This is a genomic window from Psychrobacter piscatorii (assembly GCF_001444505.1).
Taxonomy (GTDB): Bacteria; Pseudomonadota; Gammaproteobacteria; order Pseudomonadales; family Moraxellaceae; genus Psychrobacter; species Psychrobacter piscatorii_B.
Genome location: NZ_LNDJ01000068.1, coordinates 1 through 20,886 on the forward strand (window position 1 = coordinate 1; position 20,886 = coordinate 20,886).

Annotated in this window: 17 protein-coding genes; 3 read left to right on the top strand and 14 right to left on the bottom strand. The window is 46.5% G+C overall.

Going from position 1 to position 20,886, the window contains the following annotated elements:
* Nucleotides 1–327 precede the first annotated feature (327 nt).
* From AS194_RS07025 to AS194_RS07040, 4 genes are all read right to left on the bottom strand, one after another.
* A complete protein-coding gene (locus tag AS194_RS07025; protein WP_058024801.1) occupies nt 328–561 on the bottom strand; it encodes a hypothetical protein in 234 nt (77 codons plus the stop codon).
* Nucleotides 562–1,097: 536 nt separating this feature from the next.
* Nucleotides 1,098–2,537 carry an APC family permease gene (locus tag AS194_RS07030; RefSeq protein ID WP_058024802.1) on the bottom strand — a complete coding sequence of 480 codons (1,440 nt, stop codon included), beginning with the start codon at nt 2,535–2,537 and terminating at the stop codon, nt 1,098–1,100.
* Between the two features lie 301 nt (nt 2,538–2,838).
* Nucleotides 2,839–4,098 (bottom strand): 4-aminobutyrate--2-oxoglutarate transaminase, encoded by a 1,260-nt coding sequence (gene gabT / locus AS194_RS07035; RefSeq protein WP_058024803.1) that lies wholly within the window; start codon nt 4,096–4,098, stop codon nt 2,839–2,841.
* 176 nt (nt 4,099–4,274) lie between these two features.
* Complete coding sequence (locus tag AS194_RS07040) at nt 4,275–5,738, bottom strand: NAD-dependent succinate-semialdehyde dehydrogenase (RefSeq protein ID WP_152978615.1); 1,464 nt, start codon at nt 5,736–5,738, stop codon at nt 4,275–4,277.
* A 219-nt stretch (nt 5,739–5,957) separates the two neighbouring features.
* Here AS194_RS07040 and AS194_RS07045 point away from each other — a divergent pair, with 219 nt between their 5' ends.
* Complete coding sequence (locus AS194_RS07045; RefSeq protein WP_058024805.1) at nt 5,958–6,722, top strand: IclR family transcriptional regulator; 765 nt, start codon at nt 5,958–5,960, stop codon at nt 6,720–6,722.
* 8 nt (nt 6,723–6,730) lie between these two features.
* On the opposite strand, the gene AS194_RS07050 is transcribed toward AS194_RS07045, so the two are convergent.
* The 3 genes from AS194_RS07050 to AS194_RS07060 all read right to left on the bottom strand — a co-directional run bounded on the left by AS194_RS07050 (nt 6,731) and on the right by AS194_RS07060 (nt 9,680).
* Nucleotides 6,731–6,946: a hypothetical protein gene (locus AS194_RS07050; protein WP_058024806.1), complete on the bottom strand. Its 216-nt coding sequence runs from the start codon at nt 6,944–6,946 to the stop codon at nt 6,731–6,733.
* 114 nt (nt 6,947–7,060) lie between these two features.
* Nucleotides 7,061–8,278 carry a CaiB/BaiF CoA transferase family protein gene (locus AS194_RS07055; RefSeq protein WP_058024807.1) on the bottom strand — a complete coding sequence of 406 codons (1,218 nt, stop codon included), beginning with the start codon at nt 8,276–8,278 and terminating at the stop codon, nt 7,061–7,063.
* Between the two features lie 217 nt (nt 8,279–8,495).
* Nucleotides 8,496–9,680 carry an acyl-CoA dehydrogenase gene (locus tag AS194_RS07060; RefSeq protein WP_058024808.1) on the bottom strand — a complete coding sequence of 395 codons (1,185 nt, stop codon included), beginning with the start codon at nt 9,678–9,680 and terminating at the stop codon, nt 8,496–8,498.
* Between the two features lie 176 nt (nt 9,681–9,856).
* On the opposite strand from AS194_RS07060, the gene AS194_RS07065 reads away from it, so the two are divergent.
* Complete coding sequence (locus AS194_RS07065) at nt 9,857–10,687, top strand: IclR family transcriptional regulator (RefSeq protein WP_058024809.1); 831 nt, start codon at nt 9,857–9,859, stop codon at nt 10,685–10,687.
* Nucleotides 10,688–10,731: 44 nt separating this feature from the next.
* On the opposite strand, the gene dld is transcribed toward AS194_RS07065, so the two are convergent.
* Nucleotides 10,732–12,474, bottom strand: coding sequence for a D-lactate dehydrogenase (gene dld, locus AS194_RS07070; protein WP_058024825.1), 1,743 nt, complete (start codon nt 12,472–12,474; stop codon nt 10,732–10,734).
* Between the two features lie 26 nt (nt 12,475–12,500).
* Nucleotides 12,501–14,204, bottom strand: a complete 1,704-nt coding sequence (locus tag AS194_RS07075) for an L-lactate permease (protein ID WP_058024810.1) — start codon at nt 14,202–14,204, stop codon at nt 12,501–12,503.
* Between the two features lie 235 nt (nt 14,205–14,439).
* Here AS194_RS07075 and AS194_RS07080 point away from each other — a divergent pair, with 235 nt between their 5' ends.
* On the top strand, nt 14,440–15,345 hold the full coding sequence (locus AS194_RS07080) for a LysR family transcriptional regulator (protein WP_058024811.1): 906 nt from the start codon (nt 14,440–14,442) through the stop codon (nt 15,343–15,345).
* Between the two features lie 65 nt (nt 15,346–15,410).
* Here the strand turns inward: AS194_RS07080 and AS194_RS07085 are convergent, their stop codons facing one another.
* From AS194_RS07085 to AS194_RS07105, 5 genes are read right to left on the bottom strand one after another with little or no spacing between them, the layout of a single operon-like run.
* Nucleotides 15,411–16,106 carry a haloacid dehalogenase type II gene (locus tag AS194_RS07085; protein WP_058024812.1) on the bottom strand — a complete coding sequence of 232 codons (696 nt, stop codon included), beginning with the start codon at nt 16,104–16,106 and terminating at the stop codon, nt 15,411–15,413.
* A 57-nt stretch (nt 16,107–16,163) separates the two neighbouring features.
* Entirely contained in the window at nt 16,164–17,132 is a 969-nt protein-coding gene (locus AS194_RS13825) for a Hint domain-containing protein (protein ID WP_058024813.1), read from the bottom strand.
* A gap of 37 nt (nt 17,133–17,169) precedes the next feature.
* A complete protein-coding gene (locus tag AS194_RS07095; RefSeq protein WP_058024814.1) occupies nt 17,170–18,012 on the bottom strand; it encodes a hypothetical protein in 843 nt (280 codons plus the stop codon).
* Between the two features lie 46 nt (nt 18,013–18,058).
* The gene (gene rtcR / locus AS194_RS07100) at nt 18,059–19,717 is read right to left on the bottom strand and encodes an RNA repair transcriptional activator RtcR (protein ID WP_058024826.1); all 1,659 of its coding nucleotides are present in this window, start codon (nt 19,715–19,717) and stop codon (nt 18,059–18,061) included.
* Nucleotides 19,718–19,762: 45 nt separating this feature from the next.
* On the bottom strand, nt 19,763–20,713 hold the full coding sequence (locus AS194_RS07105) for an alpha/beta hydrolase family protein (RefSeq protein WP_058024815.1): 951 nt from the start codon (nt 20,711–20,713) through the stop codon (nt 19,763–19,765).
* Nucleotides 20,714–20,886: the final 173 nt, after the last annotated feature.

The following is a 20,886-nucleotide window of genomic DNA, read 5'->3' on the forward strand; positions in this document are numbered from 1 at the left end:
AGCCTAACGTTTGACGTTAGGCTTTTTTATTAAATTTACCGACGATATCGGTCAGCAGTAACACTTTAACCAATCACTTGATACCTAAATCTGCTGATAAAGGCACTAAAGTAAGGCTGCCCAAGTAACTGCCGAAAATGATAGATATGTTATAGATGGCTATTGGTTCAGAAGACTTACTGCTTCAGGAAACTTGCGGAATAACCTTAATCTGTAAGCCTCGAACAAATAACCAATCAATTTATTGATGACCATATAATAAATAGTGCTTCATACCTTCCTCTGAATCTCAAACGCACACTTAAGTTTTAAAGACTGCTTAAAAATCTAGCACTGGTGTTTTAATAAAGCGAAAAAAGCATCATTTACTAGATGGTCTTCTTCATTAAAGCGAACATATATCCCTTCGCTATCTTTTGTTGCATACCAATACTCGTCATTCGCACCAACATTTATTTGGAAAAATTTGTCGCTTATGATACTACCTACAGTATAAACCGAGCCTTCTATAAAAAAATCATTGCCGCAAGTACATATTAGTTTATCTCCACTTTTAATCATATCCCTATCGTCCACGAAATTAAAAAGCAAACAAGAGTACGTAATTTTACTTTTTTACTTGCAAATGTCAATAAATGAATATAATACTTTCTCGTCAATTACAAAAGAACACATGAATCACTATTCGATCAAAAGAATATAGAAGCACTAAATATCTTTTAAGTGTTTAAAAACAGGCTTTTTATAAAATCTAACCATTCATCGTTCAACGACAGTAAAAATATATACCGTTCTACTTAAAACCTCAAATGCTCCTATATGGGAGAACTAGATTGCCATTACCCCTTTAAAAAAGATCAGCACGTCACTTCAAGCTCTATTCTGACGCTCCAAGCCTATAGTCAACCCACTAAAAAAGCGTTACAGCGTTAACCTCGCTTGAAGTATGACGTATACATCTGCACTCGGTTGCCTTGTACCACTCTTAAATTGGATCAACTATATTGACTCATTTTCAAGCAGCATAAAAACATAAAAAAAAGCCTAACGTTTGACGTTAGGCTTTTTAAGGTATTTAACTGACTAAAATGAGACTATTATTTATATGGATTTTCTTTTAACCATTGTTGATTAATGATTTTGAGCTCATGCAGCTCATGATCCATAATCTCTTTACTCTTACCAGGGTTTTTCATTGACGCATAGCCATACATTGCGCCGCCAAGAACCGTCCAACCAAGGAATATCCACCACTCGATAGGAACTAGGGCTGATGGCATACCTGGAAGATAAAGCGCCAACATACCAAGACTTAAGATAATAGTGATGATACCAACCAACTTACCTGCTGGTACTCTAAATGGACGTACCATATCAGGCTCACGGTAGCGTAGCACTAAAAATGACAATGCAACACAAGTATAAGCGATAACGATACCAAAGCCGCCCGCATCAACAATCCACACGAGCATTTTGCGACCAAATAATGGCGCTAGTGTTGCAAGGCCACCGATCAACAAGATCGCATTGACTGGGGTGTTGTATTTAGGATGTAGCTTGCACAAGAACTGTGGCAACATGTGCGTTTTACCCATGGCGTACAATAAGCGACTGCCACCAATAAGAAACGCGTTCCAGCTTGATAAAATACCCAGTACACCGCCGATAACCAGCAGCGTACCTGCCCATTTGCCATTCCATGCGTTGGTCATCGCATCAGCGGTTGCCAATGTCGAATCTTGCGCTTGTAATAGTGGCAAGGTTTTGCCCACACTCCAAGCGACAGCCACGTACCAAAGCACAGCGATAATAATAGAGACAATCAAAAATTTGCCGATATTTGGACGCGTTAGGTTGATTTCTTCTGCGGCTTGTGGAATCACATCGAAGCCCACGAATAAAAACGGTACCATTACCATCACGGTCATGATGCCGCCCATACCACCGATAAAGTTTGGTGCTTGTACTGAGTTGGAGGTTTCAGGATTGAATAATAACGCACCAACGAATAGTAAGATACCGACGCAGAAAATACCGACAACGGCCAACTTTTGGAACCAGGCACTGACTTCCATACCGCGTATATTGAGCCAGGTGACAATGATGGAGCCAAGCATACCGACAGCTACCCACGTGGCATAAACATCCCAGCCTGCGATATTCCAAAGATAGCCTTGACTATAATTGGGAATAACATATTCGACAACGGTTGGCAGTGCCACCGCCTCAAAGGCAACGACGGAAAAATAACCAAATAAAATACTCCATGAGCAGATAAAGGATATATTTACCCCCAGTGCACGGTGTGTATACGTGTGCTCGCCTCCTGTGATAGGCATGGATGCCGCCAATTCAGCATAGGTCACACCAATCAAAACCACCACAAGACCGCCAATTAAGAATGCACTGATTGCGCCCCAGATGCCTGCCGAGATAATCCAACCACCCGCTAGTACGACCCAACCCCAACCAACCATCGCACCGAATGCCAGCGCAATGATATCGAACACACCTAACGTTTTCTTTAATTCAGACATAACCTACTCCTTGTCTGTGTGTCATCCGTGTGAACCTTTTATGGTTACACTATTTCTGTTTAATGAGATATCACTCATCATATTTACTATATATCGTTTCCGCCAAAGAAAGCCGATTGCTCGTTGTTTGATATTCACATAGCAAAAACGGCGCTTTGACTTGCAAGGCGCCGTTTAAAATCACACTCCATGTGAGTGTCATAAGGGCAACCTTGCCGTTATCTTCACTATAACTTTTCAATCAAAATCAATGTTTGATTAGAAGCGATCCATCGCTAAATTTTATGACACTCGATAACTATTAAGCTGCAAGGATACCTTTAATGATATCAAGACCTTCTTGTAGCACGTCGTCTTCAACTGTTAATGGCACCATCACACGAATGGCATTGCCATACATACCACAAGACGCTAGTAGCAAGCCTTGCTCAAATGCTTTTGCTTTTAAGTTGGCTGCTGCTGCTGCATCAGGTTTGCCTTCGCTATCGATTAGCTCAAACGCTAGCATCGCGCCTTTATGACGGATATGACCGATGCTGCTTAGGTTTAAGCCTTTCAAAAATGAAGCAATGGTATCGCCAATCTCGACACTACGCTCCAGTAAGTTTTCTTCTTCGATCACTTCCATGACAGCAAGCGCAGCCACACAGGCGAGCGGGTTACCAGAGTAAGTGCCACCTAAGCCGCCGACTTGCGGCGCATCCATGATATCAGCACGGCCGATGACCGCAGAGATAGGATAACCACCCGCCAAGCTCTTTGCAGCAGTCATCAAATCAGGCTCAACACCTAACTGTTCAGTGGCGAACAATGTCCCTGTACGCGCAAAACCACACTGTACTTCGTCAAAAATAAGCACGATGCCATGCTCATCACAGATCTCGCGTAGTGCTTTGGCAAATGATGGCGTTACCTGATGGAAACCACCCTCGCCTTGGACTGGCTCAACAATCATCGCCGCCACTTCACTCGGATCGATATCTGCTTGGAAGATCATATCAAGGCTGTGTAGCGCTTGTGCTTCGGTCACATTCAGCTCTTCTGCAGGGAACAATGCATGGAACACAGGTCCTGGCATTGGGCCGAAGTTCTTTTTGTATGGGAGTACTTTGCCTGTTAGGCTCATACACATCATGGTGCGACCATGCCAGCCACCAACAAAAGAGATCACACCTGGACGACGGGTTTTAGCACGTGCAATCTTGATGCAGTTTTCTACCGCTTCTGCGCCAGTGGTCAAAAAGAACGCTTTTTTATCGCCGCTGATCGGTGCTTTTTCACACAGCTTTTCTGCCAAATCCACATAGCACTCATAGTTGATCATTTGCGCCGCAGTGTGCGTAAATTTGTCGAGCTGCTCATGCACACGCTGAGTGATTTTTGGATGGCTGTGACCGGTGTTCAATACTGAGATACCACCGACAAAGTCGATATAACGCTTGCCTTCAATGTCCCAAATCTCTGAGTTCTTTGCTTTTTCTGCAAAGATAGGAAAGGCAACCCCAAGTCCTGTTGGTAAAACAGCTTTGCGGCGCTCAAGTAATGACTGATTGGTAGTCATGGGAATGTCCTTTTCTGTGTTCGTAACATAAATGCCATCTAGTGATTGGCGGTTCATTTGAGACTTAGTGATATCAAACGGTGCTTGTCTGAGATAAAACACCGTTCGATATCTAAAATGTTTCGTTAAGTTTTTTGTTAAACGAATGTTCTGCTAAATGCTAGCCGAGTTATTTATTAGCTGATGTCAGAACACCAGTATTTAGTCGTAATATAGTCTTCGATACCATATTTTGAACCTTCACGACCAAAGCCAGACTGTTTCACGCCGCCAAATGGGGCAACTTCTGTAGAAATCAAACCCGTGTTATGGCCGATCATGCCGTACTCTAACCCTTCAGTTACGCGCCATGAGCGTGCATAGTCGCTACTATAGAAGTAAGCGGCCAAGCCATAAATGGTATCGTTGGCAGCACGAATCACTTCTGCTTCGTCTTTGAAGGTAAATATGGTCGCAATTGGTCCAAAGATTTCTTCAGAGGCGATATCCATATCACTGCTGATATCGGTAATAACGGTTGGGTTATAAGTCAGCTCTGAGGCGTCATTGACACTACCGCCCGTGACCAATTTGGCACCTTTATCTAAGGCGTCTTTTAGCAGGGCTTGTACTTTATCTAACGCTTTTTTGTTGATAAGCGGGCCAATATCCACGCCTTCTTCTAAGCCGTTACCCACTTTTAGTTCAGCGACTTTTTTGACAAAGACGTCTAGGAACTTATCTTTGATGCTGTCTTGAACGTAGACACGGTTGGCGCACACACAGGTCTGACCCGCATTGCGATATTTGGAAGCGATAAGGCCTGCAGCAGCTTTCTCTAAATCTGCATCATCAAAAACGATAAATGGCGCGTTGCCACCTAGCTCGAGTGATAGCTTTTTAATAGTCGGCGCGCATTGCGCCATTAGCGTACGACCGACTTCTGTCGAGCCGGTGAACGACAGCTTATGAATACGTGCATCATCCGTTAGGATTTCACCAATGGTTGATGATTTGCCCGTTACAATCTGGAGCACGCCTGCAGGAATGCCCGCTTGCTCTGCCAAAGCGCCCAACGCCAATGCTGAGAATGGCGTTTCGGTGGCTGGTTTGACGATAATCGTACAGCCTGCTGCCATCGCTGGAGCGACTTTGCGCGTGATCATCGCCGCTGGAAAGTTCCAAGGGGTAATAGCGGCACAAACACCGACAGGCTGCTTGAGCACGACGTGACGTAATTGCGCACTATTGGCAGGAATGACATCGCCATAAACGCGCTTGCCTTCTTCGGCGAACCAGCGAATAAAGCTATTGGCATAACCGATTTCGCCGCGTGACTCAGTGAGCGGCTTGCCTTGCTCAGCGGTCATGATGATCGCAAGATCTTCTTTATTGGCATCAATGAGATCCGCCCACTTTTGCAACAGCTCTGCACGCTCTTTAGCTGTCTTGGCCGCCCAAGCAACTTGCGCATCATGAGCATAGGCAACGGCGTCATTGACATCTTCTGTCGTAAGGCTTGGTACAGTACCAATGAGCTCACCGTTAAAAGGATTGTCCACATCGAGGGTTTCATTGTCACTGGAGACATGCCAGCCGTCTTTAACGAAGCAAGATTGTTTGAGTAGGTATGGATTGGATAACTGTAGCGTATTTGACATGTTGACGCTCCTTGTCATATAGGTATGTTTATAAGAGTGGATATAATAGTAATCATGAGATAATGATTGATAATTGTTTTTTTGTTCAATATACTGAACATGTATTCTATATACGAGACATCATTATAAGAACGATATGTCGCGATTTGCAACCCTTAATCGCATTATTTTGACAATTATCTTGTACTCCCTTATTTTATTTCACTTTATAGGTTATTTATGAGCTCGACTGCCGTACCTGCGCTAGACAAAACCTTTCAGATTTTGGACTTGATTACCGATAGCGCCCAGCCGCTAACAGCCGCTCATATTGCCAAAGAATTGGGGCTTCCTCGCAGCTCTACGCACAATATTTTGCAAAGTTTGCTGACCAAGCACGTCATTTATAAAGATCCTGAAAGCCGCTTTTATTTGGGCTCATATCTAATGTATTGGGCGGGAAAGTACGAGCAGCAGCAAGGCGTTGTACGATTGTTTAAAGATTTGATCGTGCAGTATCCGGTGCTACTGCAACACACGGTGACGTTGTCAAAACTGGATTTGGGAGAAGTGGTGTTTTTGGCGTGTCATGAATCACTTGCCCCGCTTGGTTTTACCTTTCGTGCAGGCGTGCGCGTGCCTGCGGTATTTTCGGCGACAGGCAAAGCCATGCTATCCACATTGTCGATGGATAGCATAAAGTCACTGTATAAAGAGAAGTTCCCCACACCCATGACCCAACATGGCGTCAAAAACTTTGCGGATTTATCCACTGAGCTTGCGGCGATTCAGGAAAGTCGAGTGTCGCTCGATAATGGGCAGTTGCGTGATGGGATGTACTGCCTAGGTACTTATATTCGTAATGCATCCGGCACGGCGGTCGCTGGCATGGCAGTGAGTTTTCTGCAAGGAGAGTATGAGTCTAAACGGGCTGAGGTCAGTGCGGTATTGATTGAATTGGCTGAACAAATTGAGCAGCATTTGGGCTTTATGGCTGACTCATAATTGATTGCTTATGTGACGTAGTTGCAGGATTCATTATCATGAACGGCTAATATGGGCGCGATACCGATATCGGTGGCAGCGGTAACCTCTAAACCCAATGCTGCTGGTGCTTTTAACAATTCCACCATACGCTCTGGTATCTCTAAAGGCTCATGCATCTTGCCGTAAGTAAAATACGGCAACGGTCTATACAGACTTAGGTTTTCATGGCTATATATTTTCATGCTCAACATTCCTTGTTTGAGATTAGCTTTTGTATAGCATCCTTTAAACGGTTTACTTTTCTAACTGGTGGGCCACTTACTTGATCTTGCAGATGGCCATTTATAAATACTACTCTATACGATACCGTCGGCTTTTAGCTTGGCGATTATCTCGCTGTCGTAGCCTAAATCAGCAAGCGTACTATCGGTATGCTCGCTCAAACGCGGTGGCGGTGTGCGATAGCTGACAGGTGATGCCGATAATTTGATGGGATTGCCAAGGGCGCGAACGGGGCTGCCTTGAGTCGCAAAATCTACAATCATCTCGCGAGCTGAGACTTGTGGCATCGCCAAAGCTTCGGCGACGTTATGAATCGCACCGCAAGGTACGCCCACCTGATCCAAAGCTGCAAGCCAGTAAGCACGTGGCTGTTTGGCAAATATTTTAGTCAGCTCAGCACAAAGCAGCCCACGATTGGCAACGCGATTAGGATTGGTCGCAAAACGCGTATCAAGATGCCAATCAACTGACAATACCTCACACAGTTTGGCAAACTGATGGTCATTGCCGCAAGCTAAAATAAAGTGCGCCTCCCCTTTAGCCGCAAATACTTGATAAGGCACAATGTTGGGATGCTGATTGCCCAGTCTTGGTGGAATCTTATCTGAAGCCAAATGATTCATGCCGACATTGGCCAGCATAGACAGCGCACTGTCGAGCAATGCGACATCCACGTGTTGACCAACGCCAGTATGTTGACGCGCCAATAGCGCCGCTTGGATACCAATCGTCAGCTGCAAACCTGCAAATAAATCAATCACTGCGACGCCAACTTTGTGTGGTTCACCATCGCTAGGGCCTGTAATACTCATCAAACCTGACAACCCTTGAATAATATAATCGTAACCGGGACGCTTGGCATCTGGTCCTGTCTGCCCAAACCCTGTCAAAGACGCATAAATCAGGCGCGGATTGTCTTGTTTTAGGCTGTCGTAATCTAAACCGTATTTTTTGAGACCACCGACTTTGAAATTCTCTACCAAAATATCACTGTCGGCGATGAGCTGTTTGATTATGGTCTGCCCTGCTGGCGTGGTGATGTCTACCGTGAGCGATTTTTTGTTGCGGTTGATGGTAGCGTAATAAGCGGAGGTGTCATCGCTGAATGTTGGCGGTGCCCAGTGGCGCGTCTCATCACCGATATGTGGACGCTCAACTTTGATGACGTCTGCACCCAGATCAGCGAGCACTTGCGTACAAGAGGGACCTGCCAACACTCTTGATAAATCGAGCACCTTAATACCCTGCAATGCACCTTTTGGTATATCCGTCATATCAGTTATATCTGCCATGAAATTCCCTTACTCTGTGGCGTATTCTTCGATTTTCTGATTAGAAAATTGCTATTCATCATTTAGTTTTTTGCGTTGTTTAATGACACACTGTTAAATAAATGGTGAGTAACAACTGAAAAACGTACGCCACTGTCGATACTCTTTTTGATAAAAAGCCAAGCAGTAACGTACGTCATGAAGTACAACTTTGTTAAATATTCTTAGCTAAAAATATTTAAAAGAACGCCTGAATGCCTGTCTGTGCACGGCCCAAGATAAGCGCATGAATATCATGCGTGCCCTCGTAAGTATTGACGGCTTCCAAGTTCATCACGTGACGGATGATATGGAACTCATCAGAGATGCCATTACCACCATGCATATCGCGGGCAATACGAGCGATATCGAGCGCTTTACCGCAGTTGTTACGCTTAATCATGGAGATCATCTCAGGTGCAGCGTTGTCTTCATCCATCAAACGACCGACACGTAGCGCGGCTTGTAGACCTAGACTGATTTCTGTTTGCATATTGGCAAGCTTTAATTGCACCAGTTGGGTGGCTGCAAGCGGACGACCAAACTGCTTACGATCGAGCGTGTATTGACGCGCCGCTTTCCAGCAAAACTCTGCCGCGCCCATACTGCCCCAAGCGATACCATAACGCGCTTTATTTAAGCAGCCAAACGGCCCTTTTAGACCGCGGATATCTGGGAAAGCATTGGCTTCAGGAACGAACACTTTGTCCATGACGATTTCACCGGTGACCGAGGCGCGTAGTGAGAACTTGCCTTCGATTTTCGGCGCAGATAGGCCTTTCATGCCTTTTTCTAAGACAAAACCACGAATCTCGCCTGCATCATCTTTTGCCCAGACCACAAACACATCCGCGATAGGACTGTTGGTAATCCACATTTTATTACCCGTCAGCTCATAACCACCATCAACGGCGCGCGCACGCGTTGACATTGAGGCAGGATCAGAACCTGAATCAGGCTCAGTCAGACCAAAGCAGCCGACGTACTCACCTGTAGCAAGTTTTGGCAGATACTTTTCTCTTTGCTCTTCAGTACCATACGCCCAGATCGGATGCATCACTAGGCTTGACTGCACACTCATCGCTGAACGGTAGCCCGAATCAACCGCCTCCACTTCCTTGGCAATCAGACCGTAAGCGACACTGGACAAACCCGCACAACCGTAACCTTCAATGGTCACGCCAAGCAGACCCATCTCACCCATTTGACGCATGATATTACGATCAAAATGCTCATTACGGTTGGCCTCGATAATGCCGGGCATCAATTCCTTTTGAAAAAATTGACGGGCACTGTCAGTGACCATACGCTCTTCTTCAGTGAGCTGGTCGCGTAATAAGAAAGGATCTTCCCAATCAAAGCGTGGGCTAGTAGATGTTGCCATGTGTCTCTCCTTGATATCAGTCATCCTGACTGACGAATAGTGGTTGATACATCATTTGGTTTAACAAGTTATTGACTTTGTTATTCCGCTGTGCGAAACTTTGTTTCATATTATAAAACTATTTAAACAAACTTTCGCTGCGCTGTAAACCTTTATCAAAAAAAGATGAGTATAAAATGACGAAACCCTTATCAACAGCTACTCCGCTACTCGAACGCATGCATGCAACAATGAGTCAAAATAAGAAAGAGAATGACCGACAGTTTGTGACGGCACTAGGTCGTGGATTGGTTATACTGGCTGCCTTTGAACACCATGAGCGCCTTACCCATCAGCAACTATGTCAGATGACCAAATTGCCAAAAGCGACCATTAGTCGCCTGATTCATACCTTGACCACGCTTGGGTTTTTGCGTACTAATGAGCACGGACAGTATCAACTGGGCAGTAGTGCAGTACGTCTCAGTGCGACCGCATGGAGTCGTCATGACATGGTGGCCTATGCTGAGCCACTATTACGGCAGTTCGCTAGCGAAAATGAGGTATCGGTAAATCTAGCGACCGAAGTTGAAGGAGAGATGCGCTATCACGCCTGCTGCCGTAGCCCCGCTCGCCTATCGGTCAACCTGCAAGTCGGCTCAGCGGTACCGGTGGCACGTACTGCCATTGGGCGAGCGTTTTATGCAGCAAGCTCACGGGCAAGGCAGGCGGTCATTATTAACAATTTAAAAGAAAGTTTGTCTAATGAAGCGTTTACTCATGCAAAAAGCGCCCTAGCCTGCGCGGCAGAGCACTATGAGCAGTACGGCTATACCGTCTCTGATGGGGAGTTCTCTACTGATATCTTGGCGGTCGCAGTTGGGGTATACGATGTCGCCACGGGGCAATATGCTTATTCGCTCAATGCCAGTGTGCCAAGTGCTAATTGGGAGGCGGACGACTATGCGGCAATCATAGTGCCAAAATTGCAGGCATTGGCGGAGCGGATTGGCGGTGGTGATGCGTAAAAGTAAGCGACTGTCACTTCAAGCTTCATCACCATTATAAATGGCTATAAACAGCACGCGCAGTTGCGTTTGGTTTTTGGCATTTGACCGATACCAGGGTTAAAAGTATTGGTAGGATCTAGGCGCTCATAAAATTGCTGCAAATCAGGTTCGGCTTCATATAAGTGGCCGACATTATGCTCAGCAGGGTATTTGGCACCGCGCTTGTTTAATAGCTCAAGCATCATCTTTTTGATCTGCTTGGCATCACTGCCCTTTTTTAAAATATAATCTTGATGAAACACATAACAAAAAAAGTGACCGTAATACAGCTTTTTTTCTAAGTGCTGAGTGATGCTCTCAGGCAAATTTTCCAGCCAATCAAGCGTGTTACGCGGGATAGCAATATCGAACGCCAGTATCTCTCCGGCGGTCTCTTCATGCATGACTTCATAACGTATGGCGGCCCCTGCGGCAGCAAAGCGATGCAAAAAGGCGCTGTCTGACTCAGCTTGCGTGCAGGTAAAATAACTGCCCGTTTCTGAATCTGCAAAAAACGACTCTAAAAAAGATTGCGCCTCATAGATGCCCTCATCGCTCATTTTGATAATCAGGTGATGCTCATACTGGTTGCGGTACTCAAGCATGCGCTTGGGCAAATGCTGCGGCAATACTTGGGCGATCATTTGCATGACTTTATCGGTCAAATGATTGGGCACCCATGACCATTTACTCAGTTTGGCATCAATACTGCCTTTGATAGAAAACAGCTTAGGTAAAGCATTGGTACCCAAATGCTTGATGCTCAAAAAGGTATCTTTGCCGTACTTGGCAGACACATCAAATATATCGCGGTGCATATATTCGCCCACTTCAGGGACGTTTTTAAAGCTCGATAGTATTTGTCGTCTCAGTAGTGCCAACTCCTGCACACTATTGCTACCGACATAAAAGGTTTGCTCTTTGGTCGCGGTGGGATACGTATCCAGGCGAACGGCAAAAACGGCCAACTTGCCTGCACAGCCACTGGCTTCATACAGCCTGCGCTTATCCGCATTAAAGCGGCTCGGCGTGTCGGCATTGATATCCTGTATTCGGGCGACATACTCTTTGTCTGAGGCCAGTTTGTTGCTTTGGGATAACTGTGACTTGTCAAAATAGCCGTTTTGTAAATTGGTGAGGATTTCTTCGGGCGTATCGCCCAAATCGACCTCTAAATGATTCACCAGTACCAGCTGACCGTGTTCATTAATCTGAGCAAACAGCGACAGCTCTGTGTAAGCAGGGCCTCGTTTGACCAGCGCGCCGCCTGAATTATTGGAGACACCACCGACGATTGACGCGCCCAAAGTCGATGAGCCAATCACCGAGTGCGGCGCTCGATTGACCGCTTTTAACTCGTTTTGCAGTTGATGCAAAGTCGTACCCGGTAGGCTGATAATTTGCTCATTATCATTGATCAAATACAGCTTATTTATCGCCAGCGTATTGATGACCACCACGGGTCTATCGTAGTCATCACCGCTGGGCGTTGAGCCTTCTGTCAGACCTGTTTTGGCCGCTTGCATAATGATAATACAGTTGCCCTCAACACACACTTCCAGACATTGCCAAATCTCCAGCAGCGTTTGCGGAAACAACACTGCCAGCGCGCTACCGCCGCCTGAGCGCCAGCCCATGCGGTAGTGCTCATTTTTTGCTGGATCTGCCTGTATATTGGCAGCACCCAGTATTTTGGTCAATTTAACCAACACCTGATCTGATGGTAGCTGGCTTGTATAGGAGGCGGTCGATCGATAACGGTTCATTACTTGCTCTTTTTTTTGCTGTGCATTCATAAGGTTAGCGGTCCTTGAAAGCCAAAGAGATAAATGGCTGCCATAACGATGATGCCACTGAACAACACATAATAGATGGTTGGTAAGATGGTGCGTCTCAGCGTCGCGCCCTCCATCCCAAGCAGCCCAACGGTTGCTGATGCGGCCACCACATTGTGAATGGCAATCATGTTACCCGCCGCGGCGCCAACCGCTTGTGCTGCGATGATGAGTGAGGGCGAGATGTGCAAGCTCATGGCCGCTTCATACTGGAACTGGCTGAACATCATGTTTGACACGGTATTCGAGCCTGCGATAAACGCACCTAGGGCACCGATGGTTGAGCTGATCAGCGGAAAGGCGCTGCCAAACGTGCCTGCAAACAACTCAGCACTGGCAACTGGCATACTCGCGACATCGGATAGATTGACCCCAGAGTTGATAAAAATCCGAACCATAGGGATGGTAAAAATAAGCACAAACCCAGCGCTTAAGACGGTTTTGCTTGATTCGCTCAAAGCATCACCCAGCGCACGCGTTGGATTTTTAGTTTGTACAAAAGCCGCGATTAAGGCGCTGATTAACAACAGGCCGCCGGGCAAATATAAAGGACTAAAACCTGCACTGATATCGGCCTCGCCCAAAATCGTATTAAAGTCTAGCGTGGCGCTGCTGAGCAAGTCCTTAAAGTCAGCAAACATTCTCGAACACACTAGTAGCAGCGCCACTAGCAAGTAAGGAAACCATGCCATCAGCGTAGACATAGTCTTGCCTGCTGGGGTGGCCACATCTTCTTTGCTGACCACCAGTTTACCCATCCAATCGCTTGGCCAGCTGCTTTTGGCTTCAAAGTCCCACGTGGTCTTTGGTACCAAAAATCCTTTTTTAGCCGCCTGAATGACAATCGCCACACTGACCAGTCCACCAATCAACGATGGAAATTCAGGACCCAAGAAAATACCCGTTAAAGCGTAAGGTACAGTGAAGGCCAACCCTGCAAAGATGGCAAAGGGCCAAATGGCTAAGCCTTCTTTCCAGCTTTTATTTTTACCAAAAAAGCGAGTGAGCATCATCACCATCAGCAGCGGCATAAACGTCCCAATCACACCGTGAATGATCGCCACTTGGGTGGTAATCAGTTGTAAAAACTCTTCCCATTGCATGCCTTCTTGCGCCAGCAGCGCACTGATGGCCACGGTATCTAGACCCTTATTCACCCCAATGACAATCGGCGTACCGACCGCCCCGAACGATACGGGCGTGCTTTGGATCATCATCCCCATAAGCACCGCACCCAATGCAGGGAACCCTATCGCGACCAGTAGCGGTGCCGCAATTGCAGCCGGTGTGCCAAAGCCTGCCGCACCTTCAAGAAACGTTCCAAAACACCATGCAATGATGATGGCTTGCACTCGGCGGTCAGGCGATACGTTGATAAAACCTGCGCGAATCACTGCAATAGCGCCCGTGTGTTTTAGAGTATTTAATAAGAACAGGGCACCAAATACGATCCACAATACCGATATCGTAATCACAGTCCCCTGAAGAATAGAGGACGACACGCGGTTAAACGTCATGTCCCAAATAAAAAGTGCGAGCGCGGCAGTCACCGCCAAAATGATCGGCATGGTTTTTTTGGCCGACCATTGTAGACCAATAAGAAATACGCCACTGAGTATGATTGGCAATAGGGCAAGTAGCCCATAGACAGTCTGATTCAAAATTCCCTCTCCCTGTTATTGTCTGTGCATCCTTGAACACCACTCTTAAACGCCGCCCTTAAACACAGTCTTTACATACAGCCACTCAATCGCTCAGATTAACAGCCTCATTGTGCTTAGAGTAGAATTCACACACTCTACGCTTTACAAGTGCAAAGATAAACAGCATGATCAGACAAGGTTATTTTCCTTTTTTGCTATAATGCGAAATATATTACCTGATTAGAGAATCGGTATGATTAAAGCTGATGACATGGTTTTGTTTGTTTTGGTGGTCGATGAAGGCTCTTTTTCCAAAGTTGCTGACAAACTGGCGCTGACCAATTCTGTAGTGAGCAAACGTATCGCGCGCCTAGAAGCCAACTTAAATGCACAATTGCTCTACCGAACCACCCGAAAACTCAGCTTGACAGATGCCGGCCGAACGCTGTATCACAAAGCCAAATTGGCTCAGCTTGCCTTTCAAGAAGCGGAAAATGCTGTCATCGGCTATGGCGAAAACATGAAAGGCTATATCCGCGTCACCGCCCCTGTGGTCTCTTCTGACTTACTACTCAGCACGGCTATCGCTGAATTTTGTAAAAAATATCCTGAGATAACCGTAGAGCTATACATCACCAACCGTTTGATTGATTTGGTCGAAGATGGCTTTGATTTGGCCATCCGAACGGCGGAGCTTGAAGACTCCTCCTTGATTGTCAAACGCCTGATAGACAGTCAATGGGTGATTTGCGCCACCCAAAATTACCTCAACAAATATGGTACGCCGCAAACCCCCTTCCAACTGCAAAATCATGATTGCCTGATTTATAAATTTGACAATACCAGCAGCGACTTGTGGCCATTATTTGAAGACGGCGCGGAGCTGCTGTTGCCTGTATATGGGCGCTTTTATAGCAATCATTTAAGCGCCATCAAGCACGCCGCGCTTAGTGATTTGGGCATTGCTTTTTTGCCGCAAGCCTTGGTCTATAACGCGTTACAAGAGCAGCGCCTCACGCAGATTTTGCAGCCCTTTACCCGTAAGCGCATGGGCATGTACGCGGTGTATCCTAAAGCGCGCCAGCCTGACCAAAAGCTCAAATTATTGGTTGCTTATTTGCAAGCGTGCTTAGAGAAAAAAGAAGCGTATTATTGTTAGGGCGTGTCCAAAGTATAAAAAAAGCCACACATTTGGATGGCTTGTTTGGTGTTTCTTTTTGGGCGTTATGAGTCGGTGTTTTGCGTAATGATTTGCTGCGCCAGTGTGCGTAAGTCATCCGCCATATAATCGGGCGTTGGTACGTGGTTGGCAAGCAATAACGCATTGTGCGGACGCAATAAAAACGCGCCCTGACAGCCTGCCGCTTGCGCGCCTATTGTGTCCCACAGATGGCACGCGACCAAACACAGCTCGGATGTGGACACGGACAGTGCCTCGGCGACCAGATTGTAAGTCGCGGGTGCGGGTTTAAACTGACGCACCGCCTCAATATGAAATGAGCGCTCAAAAAAGTCGCTCAGCCCCGCTTTTTCTAGCGGTGTCGGTGACTCGCTGGATTCTGAATTGGTCAAGGTCACCAGTCGAAAGCCTGCCTCCTTAAGCAGCGTCAGCGCGGGCACGACATCGGCATACGCTGGCATCTTGCCCATGCGCGTCTTTAGCTCGTCAATATTGGCATCGGCAATCTCAACGCCATGAATATCAGCAACCATCCGCAGCGCGCCAACCCCAATCTCACCAAACGGCGTATACAGTCCTGATAAGGTCAAGGTCTGCGAGTACAGCACCAGCTGGGCGAACCATTCGCGCAGTATGCTGCCATCATTAAAAAGGCGGCTAAATAAAGGCGTAAGGGTGCTGATATCGAGCAAGGTTTCATTGACATCAAAGACGAGAATCGGGCGGGTGTCGGTGGGCATGCGTTTTCCTATTATTATTGTTATTGTGGTTTTGGGTTAGGTTAGCATGGATGATGCCTACGTGTTTGTAGCGTTTACCCACACCGCATCATGCCCGACAAAATATGTATGATGGTCCGCCACTTCTATGTTATAGACATGGTCTTCATAAGGATTGGGGCAGACATCGTTATAGCGTCGCATCTGCTCGTGAATACTATCTTCTGATAATCCTGTTGCATCACCATATTTATCAATAGTATATAGCGCTATTTCATGAGACTTTTTATTGGTAATCTTATTTTCTCTTACTATCCTACCTTCATACATTAACGGAGCGTTTACAAACTCAATATAACGCTCTAAAGAATGAGCGGACGGAGTCATATCTTGAACTAAGCGGACATTCAATGTTTTATAAAGATCAGAGTCTATAATAAAGGGTGCCTTTTCATTGATAAGCAACTTGGCATCAGAAGTTTGCAGATTGACGGTTTTGATTTCTTCTTTGAACGCTTCTTCTGTATTGGCTAAACTGACAAATTGATAGCCATTATCCGTAAATTTCACAAACTGAACCAGACCATCTGTCTCCCATAAGTCATGTTCCTCAATACTTTGAGTATACGCTGTACCTTCGGGGAAGTTCGGTAAGGTGCGTACAGGGATAAACGAATAATCATCAAGCGCAATCGTATCGCCATGAGCAGAGGTTAGATATCCAGCTGGTAAACGCTCCGCCGATAGCCATTCACCTTCCGTATCTTCAGGCTGGCGAGTTACCCAAAATGGGTGGTTACTGGTACATAAGATATAATTGCTACCCTTTTCACCTTGCTTGGCTACCGTTTCGTTAAAGTATTCAACTTTAAAGACTCTTTTCTTATTGGGTGATTTAAAGGTACTGAGTACGGGCTTATACTCGATATCACCGACCCCACCTTCGGGCTTAGATAGCACCATATCACCGACTTTGATGTCCTGAATCGGTACTAGTCCTTTATCCGTATGAACGAGCGTTCCTGCGACGAAGCCTGTGTTATTCATTAATTTTCCTTTTTTGTCATTGATGAGGTTGGTTATTTCAACTCGCATCATGTACCCATAGTCCTGCGCGACCAATGAAGTAGGTATGGTTGTCTGCCACCTCAAAGTTATAGACGGTTGCCTGATATAAAATGTGTTCACCTTGCGCGTTGGGCAATTGATTGAACATCCGCATGGTGCCTCCATTATCTTCAATATGTTGGCCCAAATAGCCTTTCTCCTGATAAAAGCTAATGTCATCAACATATCCCATACCCTTATATTCTACTTCAATGTAGTCGAGCATATGCGCTTCGGCATCTTGTACATAATCATCGTAGTAGTCTTCATGATAGTGATTTTGATACCAGTAATAATTTGGATTGAATTCTAGATTATCATTAGCGACTTGATAGGTAGGTTGTACACGCTCAACGGTATACATCACCCCATCGGCATTCACAACAATTTCATACTGCTGTAGTTCATCCACACGTTTAAAGTGAGGCTGATCATAGAACTCAATATCTTCCTGTGGATTCTCCATAGCACCGACTACCCAAACAGGGTGATTGGGCGTCGCTAGAAAACTACTAATGGGACTAGCTGCTTGAATTTTTTCATCGACAAGCAGATAGTTTTGAATATCAAAGTTTTCATCACCTGGTTTTAATCTATAAGGCGAAGTATTATTTTTCCCTAAACGCACGATCCACATCTCTTTGTCTTCATTCACAAAGGTCTTGACCACAGGCTTATACTCTATGTCACCGCTACCATCTTCAGGCTTAGAGAGCACAGGCTTTGATAAAATGAGGTCGCCAACTTTAATATCATGAATCGGTACTAACCCTTTATCCGTATGTACGAGCGTGCCTGCGACAAATCCTGAATTGTTCATCAAATTTCCTTTTTAAAAGTCTATTATTTAATCAGCATACACAATGTTAACTTAGCTCATCAAACCTTAGCCCAAACTTTAGCAAATACTTACGCAGTCGGTCACTGTCGTTATTGCTTTTTAGCTGATTTCTGGAGTTGGCATACAGATAGCGCCCTGCCGCCGCTTGGCTGCTGTGCTGATAGCAGACCTCAATCACATACGCCAGCTGCACTGCGTCAAAGGGGTCGAGCGCGTCTTTGTCGTCGCTTGATAGATGACGACTCAGCACCGTGTCCGCGTGCGCTTGCTGCTCGGTTAGGCTGGGCGCATCCGCCTTATCCGCTTGATGCTGCGCGCTACTGGGCAATGCCCAGAGATGCTTAAGGCGGGTGATTTCTGCTTTAATATCGGGCATACGAATCACTTTGCCTTCGCACAATGTCGTTAAGCGCGTCATGCTGGCGCTTAAATCACGAAAGTTGCCCTGCCATGTCGCCTCAGAACTTGTGGCAAAGGCTTCAAAGTACGCCCGCGCCTCAGGTTCAAAGCGGTACTGGTACTGCTGCTCGCTGCCCAGACGCGCCAGCTCGTAATCAATATTGGCGGGCAAGTCCTCGATACGGTCTTTTAGCGACGGTAAAAAAAACGTCCACGTGTTCAGGCGCGCAAACAAGTCGGCACGAAATTCGCCATCCACGACCGCTTGGCGCAAATCCTTATTCGTCCCCGCCATCAATTGAAATGACACATCAATGGGCGTATCGCTACCAAGCGGATAAAAGCGCTGCGCCTCAAGCGCTGTCAAGAGCATCGCCTGCTCGTCCAGTCCCAGCTCGCCGATTTCATCCAAAAACAGCAAGCCGCCGTCCGCCGATTTGAGCAGACCCTCACGGCTCGATGCCGCGCCCGTAAACGCGCCTTTGACATGACCGAACAGCACACTCATGGCGGTATCACCGCGCAAGGTGGCGCAGTTGACTTCGACGAACGCGCCGAGCGCCTGTTTGTTGTTGGCTTTGTTTTTCTTGAGCGCGTAGATTTGCGTCGCCAGTTGCGACTTGCCCGCCCCTGTCGCGCCCATCAATAAAATCGGGGCGGTCGAGCGCGTAGCGACCTTTTCAATATCAGCAATCAGCTGTTGATACGCGGCATTTTGAGTGACGAGATTGGCTTGGAGAGTTTGCCAATGCTGGGCTTTTTCTGCCTCAAAACGCGCGCGCAAACTGTCATAGCGCGACACGTCCAAGTCAATGATTTGGTAGCGCCCTTGTGGGTCGTATTGGTCAGGCTTAGGACACGGCGAGGTCTGAATAAAATCGGCAGGCAAAAACCCTGCCTCAACCAGCAAAAACCAGCAAATCTGCGCGACATGCGTGCCCGTGGTCAGATGCAGCAGATAGTCGGTGTCCTCACGAAAGGCGAAGCCTGTGACAAAGTCATACAGCTCAGCATAGACATCGGCAAAATCCCACGGACTCGCCAGCGTCACCCGATGCCCAATGACTTTGGTATCGGCGCTGACCTTTGTCACATCATCAACGATGACGTTAAAGAGTCGCTTGTCGCGCTTGCTATAGAGGATATGCAGCTCATCGACCAGTAGGTCATCTTGCAAGCCCAAACTGACGGTCGGCCGCCAGCGCTGCCAACGCTTGTCATTAAAGCCATTGTCCAAGGTCGTACCGAGAAAGCCGATAACGGCGGTTTTATGACGTTTAATCATATTGTTTTTACTCATAATGATGCGCTTGGCTTATTGGTTTTGATTTTACTTTTTGATTGCCCACGACTTGGTGCTGTCAATAGACAGCGGCTCATCCGCCATAATTTGCTGCGCAAGGTGACGATTCAATGGATACAGCACACTAAAATGATCATGCCGCGCGATAAACGCACAGTGCAGTATTGGGTTTTTGTTGTTATCACACATCGGCTTTAGGTCGCGATAGTTACCGTCACGCTTGCCCTCAATAATCCACGTCGGCATGCGAATATCATTCGTCCAGTTTGCAGGCGCACGCAAATCCATTTCGCGTTGTTCATCGCCAGTAAAGTTAACGTCTTGCAAAAACATCGTCTCTTGCGTAGCGCCAAAGCTAATCACTTCTTTAAACAACTCAGGATGGGTGCTGCTCGCCACTTCACTGACCAGTAGCGCGAGTGTGCCGCCCGTACTGTGCCCGCCCAAATAGATGCGGCTGCTATCGACATACGGCAGGGTCGCCAAATATTTTGCCGCTGCCATGACATCATCGACCTCACCATAATTCACTTCGATATTGCCCGCATTGTCATTGCCGCCGCGCAAGGTGGGAAACATCATGATTACGCCCACATCGCGATATGGGCTGGCGGTTTGGTCATTTTGCCTTGAGCCTTTGCGCCAAAAGTCCGCCAGCGTGTTGGACTCACCGCCCGCTATCCAAACGATAGCAGGATGCTTTTTTTGATCTTGCGGATCAGGCGTGACAAAGGCAGCCAGTGACACACCTTCACTTTCATAGCGCACGCTGTCAAAGAGTTGTGGCGGCGGTTTTGGCAATGGTGTTTTAATCGTAGGCTCGATATTAATGGTCGTCTCATAATGATTGCGCAATGACGCCAAAGTAGGCGTGGCAGACGCACTGATATTGACGCTCATCCCCATTAGCATCAATGCGCTAACCGATATCACCCGCTGCCACGTTGCCTTTCTACCTTGCCCACCCACTCGTTGCATATTCTTATCCTTTTTAAAGCGAACAATCTACCTACCGCAAATATTACCTACTGATTATAGTAAAGTTTATTTTACTCCAAACAACTGATAATAGTTAAATTTATAATAATAACTACTTTTGTAGAATATTTTATAGTTTATTTTTTTCATTTAGATAGCCGAACTTTTCAGCA